A 10473-nucleotide genomic window follows, 5' to 3' on the forward strand; every position below is an offset into this window, starting at 1 on the left:
TGAAGAGTCCCATAATTCGTATTTTTTTATCACAAATCTAAAATACGGGATTCTCAGGCTACTTTAAAATTAAAACTTTTGGACGCTAGTGATATTTAATAGGTTAATAATTTTGTACCCCCTTACAGTCCAAACACTCGAGGCAACCAAAGTGTAAGTTCTGCAACATAGGTTACTAATAACAATGAAACGATCATTGTCAAAAATAATGGAAGTAATGGCTTCACCACCTTTTCAATAGTTGTATTGGCCACGCCAACACCAACAAAGAGGACCGATCCCACAGGAGGTGTACACAAGCCAACACACAGGTTTAAGACCATCATAATTCCAAATTGTACCGGGTCCATACCCAACTTGGTTATTATTGGCAAGAATATGGGTGTAAAAATAAGAACAGCTGGAGTCATGTCCATAAAGATGCCTACAAATAATAAAAGTAGATTTATGATAAGCAATATAATTATAGGGTTATTACTAATCCCTAATAATAGACTACTAATATCCTGAGGAATATTTTCATAAGACATGACCCATGACATACTCATTGAAGCTCCGATTAAAAGCATAACAATTGCCGTTGTTCCGCAGGAATCTAAAAATATTTGTGGCAGATCTTTAATTTTAATTTCCTTATACCAAAACCCTAGCAGTAACGTATATAAAACTGCTACGGCAGAAGCTTCGGTTGCGGTGAATACCCCAACTACGATTCCGCCCATGACGACAACCAAAAGCATCAAACTAGGAAATGCCCTAATAAAGGTTTTTATAACCGCTTTAATAGAGCTTCTTTTCCCTACTTTGTAATTCTTCCTTTTAGCCCATAAATAAGCCACGACCATTAAAAATAATCCCGTAAGTATTCCAGGTATATAGCCCGCTAAAAACAAGGCAGCAATGGAAACACCGCCACTGGCCAATGAATATATAATCAACACATTACTTGGCGGAATGATTAAGCCTGTTGTTGATGATGTAATATTAACCGCAGCACCAAATTCTCTGGAGTATCCTTCCTTTTCCATTTCTGGTCCTAAAATACTACCCATTGCCGAAGCCGAAGCCATGGCAGAGCCAGCGATGGCTCCCATAAGCATCGCTGCTATGATATTGATAAGTGCCAAACCTCCCGGAAGTGCCCCTACAAGGGTTTTGGCAAAATCAATAAGACGGTAAGCTATTCCCCCCTTATTCATAAGTTGTCCGGAAAGAATAAAAAACGGTATGGCCAATAATGCAAAACTATCCAATCCGGTTGCGATTCTTTGGGATATGGTTGTTAAAGCTGGAACCATTGAAATGCTTACCATCATAGTAAGCAATGATGATGTGGCTATGCTCCAGGCTACTGGAACCCCTATAGCCAATAAACCTATAAAACTAATTATTAAAACGAGTACCGGTAAATATTCCATTAGAGTTGTTTGCTTAAAATATCTGAAACTTTATAAAAAATAATGAGAATCCCGCTTATTGGGATAACAAGATAAACCAAGGCTAATGGAATTTGTAAGGCTGGAGAATATTGCTCCAATATAAATGTGATATAGACTAACCTTAACCCACCTATAACCAGTGCAAAAAAACAAAACAGTATAATAATGCTATTCGCTATCCTCTTGAGTCTTACCTGCCCTTCTTTTTTTAATCTGGTTGGCAACAGGTCTATAGCAACGTGCATCCGTCTTCCTGAAATATATGCTGCTCCCAATACGCCTACCCAAATCATTAGATATCTAGCCAATTCATCTGTAAATGAGCTTGGGTCTTCTAAAATAAATCGCGTAAATACCTGCCATAGAACATTTATGACCATCACAGTCATGATAACAACAAGTACAGCGCCCAATACCTTATCTATTTTTTGTCTTAATGGCATAATTATTCGGTATTTTGAATAGCATTGATGAGCCTATATACATCTTGATCTCCATGATAAGTCTCGTACATTGAATTAACCTTTTCCTTAAATGTGGTTTTATCTGGCCTTATCACCTCTACCCCTTCCTTCTGCACAGCTAATAAGGCTTCCTCTTCAGATGCTGCCCACAATTTTCTTTGGTAAAACACAGATTTATCGACTGCTTTTTGTAACCATACTTTTTCTTCATCAGATAACGATTTCCATGCATGCAAACTAATCAATAAAACATCGGGGATAGTGGTATGTTCATCTAAAGAATAGTATTTACACACCTCATAGTGTCTAGACAAATAAAAACTAGGCGGGTTGTTTTCTGCTCCATCAACAACCCCCTGTTGTAAAGAAGTATATAGTTCCCCCCATGATATTGGTGTTGGAGAACCTCCAAGTTTACTGACCATATTCATTGCAGTAACACTTTCCATAACCCTAATCTTAAGTCCCTCTAAATCTTTTGGAGTTACCACTGGTTTTTCTTTAGTATAAAAACTTCTACTACCAGAATCGTAATAGCCCAATCCTTTTAGCCAATATTTCTGCCCACCATCCAATAACTCCTTGCCAATTTTGCCATCCAACACATTAAAGGTATGATCACGATCCTTAAACAAAAATGGTAAACCGAAAACTTTCATGTTCGGCGAAAAATTTTCCATTACAGCAGCAGATACCTTAGTCATATCCAAACTGCCTATTTGCAACAATTCCAAACACTGTCGTTCCGATCCTAATTGTTGACTAGGGTAAATTTCAATAGCCAGTTTCCCTTGCGATTCCTTTTCCAATTCCTCGCCCAAAAGAACCATGGCCTTATGTACGGGATGGCCAACGTCCAAACCATGTGCCAACTTAATCGTTTTTTTATGTTGCTGTGTTTCGCACGAAGTGTTCATTAAAAACGTTATGAAACCCAGTATGATTAAAGAAAGCTTATTCATTTATCCGTCGTTAATTTGTTAACCTCTAACTTTCTTAATTAAAGCCAATGCGTTTTTAACATCCTGCCGAAGCTTATTATAATCCTTAGCAGCAATTATGTCCTTTGAAATCAATTGTGATCCCATCCCCACACAGGTCACTCCTGCATTAAACCAGCCTTTTAGGTTTTCCTCTGTCGGGGACACACCCCCAGTTGGCATAATGCTCGTCCATGGTTGAGGCCCCTTAATGCCCTTAACGAATTGCGGCCCATAAATATCGCCTGGAAACAGTTTAACAATTTCACAGCCCAACTCTTCGGCCCTTGCTATCTCTGTTAATGTGCCACAGCCCGGTGACCACAGTACCTTTCTTCGGTTACAGGCAATGGCGATATCTTCCCGTAGAACGGGAGTAACGACAAAGTTCGCCCCAAGTGCCATATAAAGGCTCGCTTGCGCTGCATCGGTAACCGAGCCCACGCCCATGATCATTCCCGGGAGTTCCTTTATGGCATATTTGGTCAATTCCCCAAACACTTCATGGGCAAAATCTCCCCGAGCCGTAAACTCAAGTAACCGTGCCCCACCATCGTAACAGGCCTTTAATATGTTCTTACTAAGCTCTATATCATTATGAAAGAACAGAGGAACTATTCCCGTATCCTTCATTGCCTGTGCCACTTCCAATCTTGTATATTGTGCCATCCTTTATATCTATGCGTTTATTGGTTGAATGTTTATTACTATCTAGCGACACGCCCCGAGGCATCACCGCCCATGAGTTTTTCCACTTCGGCCACCGTTACCAAATTGGCATCGCCTTTTATGGTATGCTTTAGGCAAGATGCTGCTACGGCAAAATCCAGTGCATTTTGGTCGTCTTCAGGGTATTTCAACAAACCGTAAATCAATCCGCCCATAAACGAATCACCTCCGCCTACCCGATCTACAATATCGGTAATCTGGTACTGACGGGTTTCAAATAATGTTTTTCCGTCATATAATACGCCAGCCCAGGTATTGTGCGACGCCGAAATTGAGCCCCTTAAGGTAGTAATTACTTTTTTGGCCTTGGGGAATTTTTCCATCATCTGTTGGCAAACCGACAGAAAGGCTTCGGCCTTAACATTATGCCCTTCGGTCTGTACACTGATGCCCTCTGGTTTGATGCCAAAATGCATTTCGGCATCCTCTTCATTTCCTAAAACAACATCACAGTATGAGGTGAGCTCGGCCATTATCTTTTCCCTATGGGCAGCATCGCAGTACTTCCATAATTTGGCCCTATAGTTCAGGTCGGTTGAAATAGTAATCCCTTTAGCACTGGCCACTTTTAAGGCTTCCAAGCAGGCATCGGCGGCACCTTGTGAAATGGCCGGGGTTATGCCCGTCCAATGAAACCACTCGACACCTTCAAAGACTGTGTTCCAGTCTATCATCCCTGCCTTGATCTCGGACATTGCTGAATGCGCCCTATCATAGACCACCTTACTGCCCCTACTTACGGCACCCGTTTCCAAAAAGTAGATCCCCAAACGGTCACCACCCCAAATGATCTTATCTACGCCAACACCTCGCTTGCGCATCTCCATCATGGCACATTCACCAATATCATTTTTAGGTAGGCGCGTTACAAAATCTACCGAAACACCATAATTCGCCAAGGATACGGCCACGTTCGACTCGCCTCCGCCATACACTACATCAAAACTATTGGCCTGTGAAAACCTTAAAAAACCTTCTGGAGCCAATCGTAACATTATTTCTCCAAATGTGACTACTTTACACATTTGTTTTAGTTTGTTATATGTTAAAAATTAAAATATGCTTTTGCATTGTAATAACTAATATCTTGGACTATTTTTCCTATCCATTGTATTTCTTCTTTTGGTAACTCGCCCCTTTGAATTTCATCTCCCAAAAGATTACAAAGTAAGCGCCTAAAATATTCATGCCTAGGAAATGACAAGAAACTTCTGGAGTCAGTCAACATTCCTATAAAACAACTAATAAGTCCCATATTCGAGAGTGTATTTAATTGTTTTGTCATACCATCCTTTTGATCTAAAAACCACCATCCAGAGCCCCACTGCACTTTTCCTTTTATGCTACCATCATTAAAGTTACCAATCATAGTGGCCATAACTTCATTGTCAGCCGGATTTAAGTTATAGAGTATGGTTTTGGTTAGCTTATCCTTTGTGTCGAGGGCATTTAAAAATGCTGATAGCTTTTCAGCCTGTGGATAATCTCCTATCGAATCCCAACCAGTATCAGGTCCTAAAATACGATGCATACGAGCATTATTATTTCTTAACGCTCCCAAATGAAACTGCTGAACCCAGCCAAACTCATGGTAAGTTTCGCTCAGGTATACCAATACAGCGCTTTGAAATTTTAGTACTTCATTGTTTGACAATATTCCACCTGAAAGGTGTTTTTTAAATATAACATTTGTTTCGTTCTCGGTGTAACTTTCAAAATAAATTTGATTCAAACCATGGTCGCTCAACCTACAGCCATTGTCATGGAAAAACTGGATTCTGTTTCTTAAGGCTTCACATAAACTTGAAAACGAATTAATCTCTACTCCCGAAACTTCTCCCAATGCTTCCAAATAACCTTTGTAGTTTTCAGCAGAAATTAGGATAGCCTTATCTGGTCTAAAAGCTGTGCTTATTTTTATACTTAAATCACTTTCTGCAAGTTGTTGATGGTATTGTAAATCATCTGTAGGATCTTCAGTAGTACAAATCACTTCAGCATTTACTTTTTTAAGCAATTGCCTGCAACTGTATTCATTTGAACTTAGTTTTTCTTGGGTGATTTCCCAAATACTTTCAGCAGACTTCTCATTAAGAAGATCATAAACATCAAAATACCTTGCCAGTTCCAAATGTGTCCAATGATACAATGGGTTGCGCATTGTGTAAGGTACCGTTTTGGCCCAATTTAAAAATTTATCCTTGTCTGAAGCATTTCCTGTTATAAACTTTTCATTTATACCTAAAGTTCGCATAGCACGCCATTTATAATGGTCACCATTAATCCAAACATTGGTAATATTTCCAAAAATTTTATTCTCAGCCATATGCCGTGGCGATAAGTGATTATGATAGTCTATAATAGGAAGATTCTTGCTATAGTCATGGTATAACTCTTCTGAGTATTTGTTTTCTAGTAAAAAATTATCGTTAATTAACATCTTATAAAATCATTATTCTTAAAATTCATAGACTCCTTGAAATCCCATATTCAAGTCCTCTTAATTCGGCGAGCCCTCTAAGTCTACCAATACCTGAGTAGCCTGGGTTGGTCTTTTTATTTAAATCGTCCAACATTTGATGTCCATGATCTGGTCTTATAGGAATTAAAGCATCTTGATAATTTTCGCTTTTTCTTCTTCTTTCTTCTTTTAGAATTTCTTTCATCACCGCATACATATCAACATCGCCTTCCAAATGATTGGCTTCATAGAAATTACCCTCTTCATCCCGCTTCGTACTTCTTAAATGCACAAAATGAACGCGATCTGAAAAACGTTGAAATATCTTTGGCAAATCATTATCTTCCCTAACACCAAGCGAACCCGTACAATAAGTAATGCCGTTGGCCCTATCGGGCACCTTATCAAATAAATAAGCATAATCACCTTCGGTACTCACCACCCTAGGCAATCCTAAAATTGGATATGGTGGATCATCTGGATGAATGCACATTAAAACGCCATGTTTTGAAGCCACAGGAATAATTTCCTTTAAGAAGGCAACTAAATTATCTCTTAATGTTTGGGCATCAATATTTTTGTAGGTATCCAAAACATTTTGAAATTGATCTAAGGTATAGCCTTCTTCTGCACCCGGAAGTCCCGCTATAATATTATTAATTAGTTGCTCCTTGTCCGAATTGGATAAACTCTCCAAATAAGCCTTAGCTTTCTTTTTTTGGTCTTCAGCATATAAACTATCCGCTCCTGGGCGCTTTAATAGATAGAGTTCAAATGCTGCAAAGGCAACCGTATCAAACCGCAAGGCCTTTGAGCCGTCTTCAACCTCAAAAGCCAAATCGGTACGTGTCCAGTCCAACACAGGCATAAAATTGTAACAAACAATGTTAACCCCGCATTTGGCCAAATTTTCGATACTCTGTTTATAAGCTTGTATGTAAACTTCGAAATTGCCAGAGCGTGTCTTTATGTTCTCATGGACCGGAATGCTTTCTACAACGCTCCATCTTAGTCCCGCTTCTTCAATGGTTTGCTTTCTTTTTTGAATTTCTCCAACCGTCCAAACCTCACCATTTGGTATATGATGTAATGCCGAAACGACACCTGTAGCACCAGCTTGTTTTACATCCATTAAACTCACGGGATCATTGGGGCCGTACCATCTCCAAGTCTGTTCCATAATATTTTTTTATTTATTAAACACCGCTGTATGCAGCAAATCCACCATCTATGGGAAGGACAACTCCTGTCACAAAAGAAGAGGCTTCATCACATAGATATAAAGTTGAACTTATTAAATCCTCAGGTTTCCCATAGCGGCCCATGGGAGTCTGGTCAATAATTTGCTGCCCTCTTTGGGTCAAGCTTCCATCTTCATTTGTCAGCAACGTTCTGTTTTGTTCCGTTAAGAAAAACCCTGGAGCCAATGCGTTGACCCGAATACCTACTTTTGAAAAATGCACCGCCAACCATTGGGTAAAATTTGAAACTGCCGCCTTGGCCCCACTATATGCCGGTATTTTGGTTAATGGGGTAAAGGCATTCATAGAGGAAATATTTAGAATACTACATCCCTTTTTCCCTACCATATCTTTTGCAAAAATTTGGGTCGGTAACAGCGTTCCAATAAAATTCAAATTAAACACAAATTGAATCCCTTCTGGATCAAGATCGAAAAATGTTTTAAAGCCTTCAACAGTATTATTTAAGTCTTCTTCCGTTAAAAACGGATTAGAAGTTGTTCCCAAAGGATGGTTACCCCCTGCTCCATTTATTAAGATATCACAACTCCCAAATACTTTATTTACTTCATTTTTAGCCTGAATCAACGAGTCTTTTTCCAGCACATTCGCTTTAACACCTATGGCGGTTCCGCCAGATATATTAATTTGATCTGCAACCACATCTGCCGCCTCCTTACGTAAATCTAAAACAGCAATTTTATGCCCCTGCTTAGCCAATGCTATGGCCAATGTACTACATAAAACACCTCCTGCTCCTGTTAATACAATTACTTTACCCATAAGTCTTTATTTTGTCAAAAAAAAGGTTAATTTTATTCTGTGTATTTTATACACGATTACAAATGTATTATTTTTTTTAATTTTGGCAACTATTCACGATAAATTTTGTATGAGAAGCTTTAAAGATAAAAGTTTGGAGAATATTCAGGTTCAACTTGTATCGTATGAAGCCAGTATTACAGCCGACATCTGTTTATTTGGTTTTCAGGACGGACATTTAAAAGTTTTACTTGTTAATCGTACTGTTGGCCCTTTTAAAAACTGTTGGTTAATTCCGGGAGGTATTATGGAAGCTGATGAAACTATTGAACAATGCGCCAATAAAGTTTTAAAATGCCTTATAGGATTAGAACATGTCCATATGTCACAGGTTAAAGCATATACAAACCTAAATCGGCATCCATTAAAGCGTGTGGTGACCATATCGTTTTATGCGCTTATTCAACCTGAGAACCACCCTATGGAACAAAAAATGAATGTTACCGAAATTAAATGGTTTGGGCTGGACAATTTACCAGATAATATTGGTTTTGATCATTTGGAAATAATAAAGGATTCGCATACCCTTCTCAAACAAAACCTGAAAAACAATTTAATTTTTGGTGAGCTACTACCGGAAAAGTTTACACTTAATGAACTACAAACACTTTATGAATCCATTTTAGAGGAAGAGTTGGATCGAAGAAACTTTAGAAAAAAGATTCTTCAGATGGATATCCTTGAAAATACGGGAGCTATAAAAAAAGGGATTAAAGGAGGACCTTATTTGTTCAAGAAAAAATAAACTTGACTAAATGCCTGAATGTTCATCGATAAACTATTCAACCTTAAAAATTACTTGTGCATGAACTCAAAATTATTTTTCTCAATAGGTGTGTTGATTTTCAGTTTAAATAGCTGTCATAACGCTCCAAATAATATAAAGCCAAATATTTTACTTATTTGTGTTGATGACTTGCGGCCAGAACTGAATTCATTTGCAGCAAATCATATCATATCCCCTAATATAGACGAACTGGCTCAAAAAGGTATTTCCTTTCAAAAACATTATGTCAACGCCCCAAGTTGTGGCCCTTCACGTTATACACTATTAACGGGACAGTATGGCCCCGCAACCAATGATGCTTTATTTCAAAGAGCACAGTGGTTACAGGACAGTACTGTTAAGACCTACCCAAGTATGCCTGAGTGGTTCAAAAAACATGGTTATACAACAGTTTCCATTGGTAAGGTATCTCATCACCCTGGCGGAAGAGGTGGTCGTGATTGGAATGATAGTACCATTATAGAAATGCCCAATGCTTGGGACAGGCACTTAATGCCCGTTGGGAATTGGTTGCATCCACGAGGTGCCATGCATGGATTGGCGAACGGAGAAATAAGAAATAAAGCTGAGCAAATGGCTATTTTTCAATCTGCTGAAGGAAATGATGTTAAATATCCTGATGACTTAACCGTTAATGAAACCTTGAATCAGCTAAAAGAATTAACCAACTATAATGATAACCCATTTTTTCTTGCAGTGGGAATCATTAAACCGCATTTACCTTTTGGTGCGCCAAAATCTTACTACGATTTATATAAGGATGTTACTTTACCTCCAATACCCCACCCTGAAAAACCAGAAAGACAAACGACCTGGCATCAATCGGGTGAGTTTATGAAATATGATCGTTGGGGAAAAGATCCTAATACAGACCCTATTTTTGCAGAAGAGGTACGCAGGCACTATGCGGCTTGTGTTTCTTATGCAGATGATCAAGTGGGCAAAATTCTTAAAGCACTCAAGCAATCTGGTGCGCACAAAAACACTATAGTTGTACTTTGGGGAGATCATGGATGGCATTTAGGGGAGCACGCCATTTGGGGTAAACACAGCCTTTTTGAAGAATCGTTGCATTCCCCCTTAATTATTTATGACCCAACAAATGAGAAAAAAAATCAAAACATATCAAGCATTGTAGAAACTTTGGATATTTTTCCCACGCTATGTGATTTAACAGGAATTGAAATCCCTGAATTTGTAGAAGGGACTTCATTAAAAAGAATAATCCATGGGCCTGAACAGGTTGATAAAACTGCCGTTTCTTATACGCCAAACGCGCAAACCATTAGGACAAACACACACCGCCTTATTGTTCATAATGATGGTTATGTGGAATTATATAATCATTCCAAACCAGAACAGGAGACAAAAAATATTGCCGATCAACATCCAGAACTAGTAAAAGAACTTACAGATTTAATTCAGAACAAACTGCACTAATCTATTCTCATTTTGCTTTTGGAGTTGTTACCTTTATTCGGACATAAAATTTAAGACTGTTTGTTACAAAACAAATATCTTAGAAACATGAAAAAACGAGTTTATAGTAA

Annotated in this window: 10 protein-coding genes; 2 read left to right on the forward strand and 8 right to left on the reverse strand. The window is 38.5% G+C overall.

Going from position 1 to position 10473, the window contains the following annotated elements; translation table 11 throughout:
• Window positions 1-122: 122 nt before the first annotated feature.
• From K7G79_RS14155 to K7G79_RS14190, 8 genes are read right to left on the reverse strand one after another with little or no spacing between them, the layout of a single operon-like run.
• The gene (locus tag K7G79_RS14155; protein WP_223552255.1) at window positions 123-1418 is read right to left on the reverse strand and encodes a TRAP transporter large permease; all 1296 of its coding nucleotides are present in this window, start codon (window positions 1416-1418) and stop codon (window positions 123-125) included.
• Window positions 1418-1882: a TRAP transporter small permease gene (locus K7G79_RS14160; protein ID WP_223552256.1), complete on the reverse strand. Its 465-nt coding sequence runs from the start codon at window positions 1880-1882 to the stop codon at window positions 1418-1420. Before K7G79_RS14160 ends, K7G79_RS14155 begins: the two co-directional genes overlap by 1 nt.
• A 2-nt stretch (window positions 1883-1884) precedes the next feature.
• Window positions 1885-2865 carry a TRAP transporter substrate-binding protein gene (locus tag K7G79_RS14165; RefSeq protein ID WP_370634230.1) on the reverse strand — a complete coding sequence of 327 codons (981 nt, stop codon included), beginning with the start codon at window positions 2863-2865 and terminating at the stop codon, window positions 1885-1887.
• 18 nt (window positions 2866-2883) lie between these two features.
• Window positions 2884-3552 carry a bifunctional 4-hydroxy-2-oxoglutarate aldolase/2-dehydro-3-deoxy-phosphogluconate aldolase gene (locus K7G79_RS14170; RefSeq protein ID WP_223552257.1) on the reverse strand — a complete coding sequence of 223 codons (669 nt, stop codon included), beginning with the start codon at window positions 3550-3552 and terminating at the stop codon, window positions 2884-2886.
• Window positions 3553-3590: 38 nt separating this feature from the next.
• Window positions 3591-4637, reverse strand: a complete 1047-nt coding sequence (locus K7G79_RS14175; RefSeq protein WP_223552258.1) for a sugar kinase — start codon at window positions 4635-4637, stop codon at window positions 3591-3593.
• A gap of 20 nt (window positions 4638-4657) precedes the next feature.
• On the reverse strand, window positions 4658-6052 hold the full coding sequence (gene uxaC / locus K7G79_RS14180) for a glucuronate isomerase (protein WP_223552259.1): 1395 nt from the start codon (window positions 6050-6052) through the stop codon (window positions 4658-4660).
• A 25-nt stretch (window positions 6053-6077) separates the two neighbouring features.
• The gene (gene uxuA / locus K7G79_RS14185) at window positions 6078-7253 is read right to left on the reverse strand and encodes a mannonate dehydratase (RefSeq protein ID WP_223552260.1); all 1176 of its coding nucleotides are present in this window, start codon (window positions 7251-7253) and stop codon (window positions 6078-6080) included.
• A 16-nt stretch (window positions 7254-7269) separates the two neighbouring features.
• Complete coding sequence (locus K7G79_RS14190; RefSeq protein ID WP_223552261.1) at window positions 7270-8097, reverse strand: SDR family oxidoreductase; 828 nt, start codon at window positions 8095-8097, stop codon at window positions 7270-7272.
• A gap of 109 nt (window positions 8098-8206) precedes the next feature.
• Here K7G79_RS14190 and K7G79_RS14195 point away from each other — a divergent pair, with 109 nt between their 5' ends.
• A complete protein-coding gene (locus K7G79_RS14195; protein WP_223552262.1) occupies window positions 8207-8881 on the forward strand; it encodes an NUDIX domain-containing protein in 675 nt (224 codons plus the stop codon).
• 60 nt (window positions 8882-8941) lie between these two features.
• Window positions 8942-10363, forward strand: coding sequence for a sulfatase (locus tag K7G79_RS14200; protein WP_223552263.1), 1422 nt, complete (start codon window positions 8942-8944; stop codon window positions 10361-10363).
• Window positions 10364-10473 lie beyond the last annotated feature (110 nt).

The organism is Aestuariivivens sp. NBU2969, assembly GCF_019931125.1.
Lineage (GTDB): Bacteria > Bacteroidota > Bacteroidia > Flavobacteriales > Flavobacteriaceae > Aestuariivivens > Aestuariivivens marinum.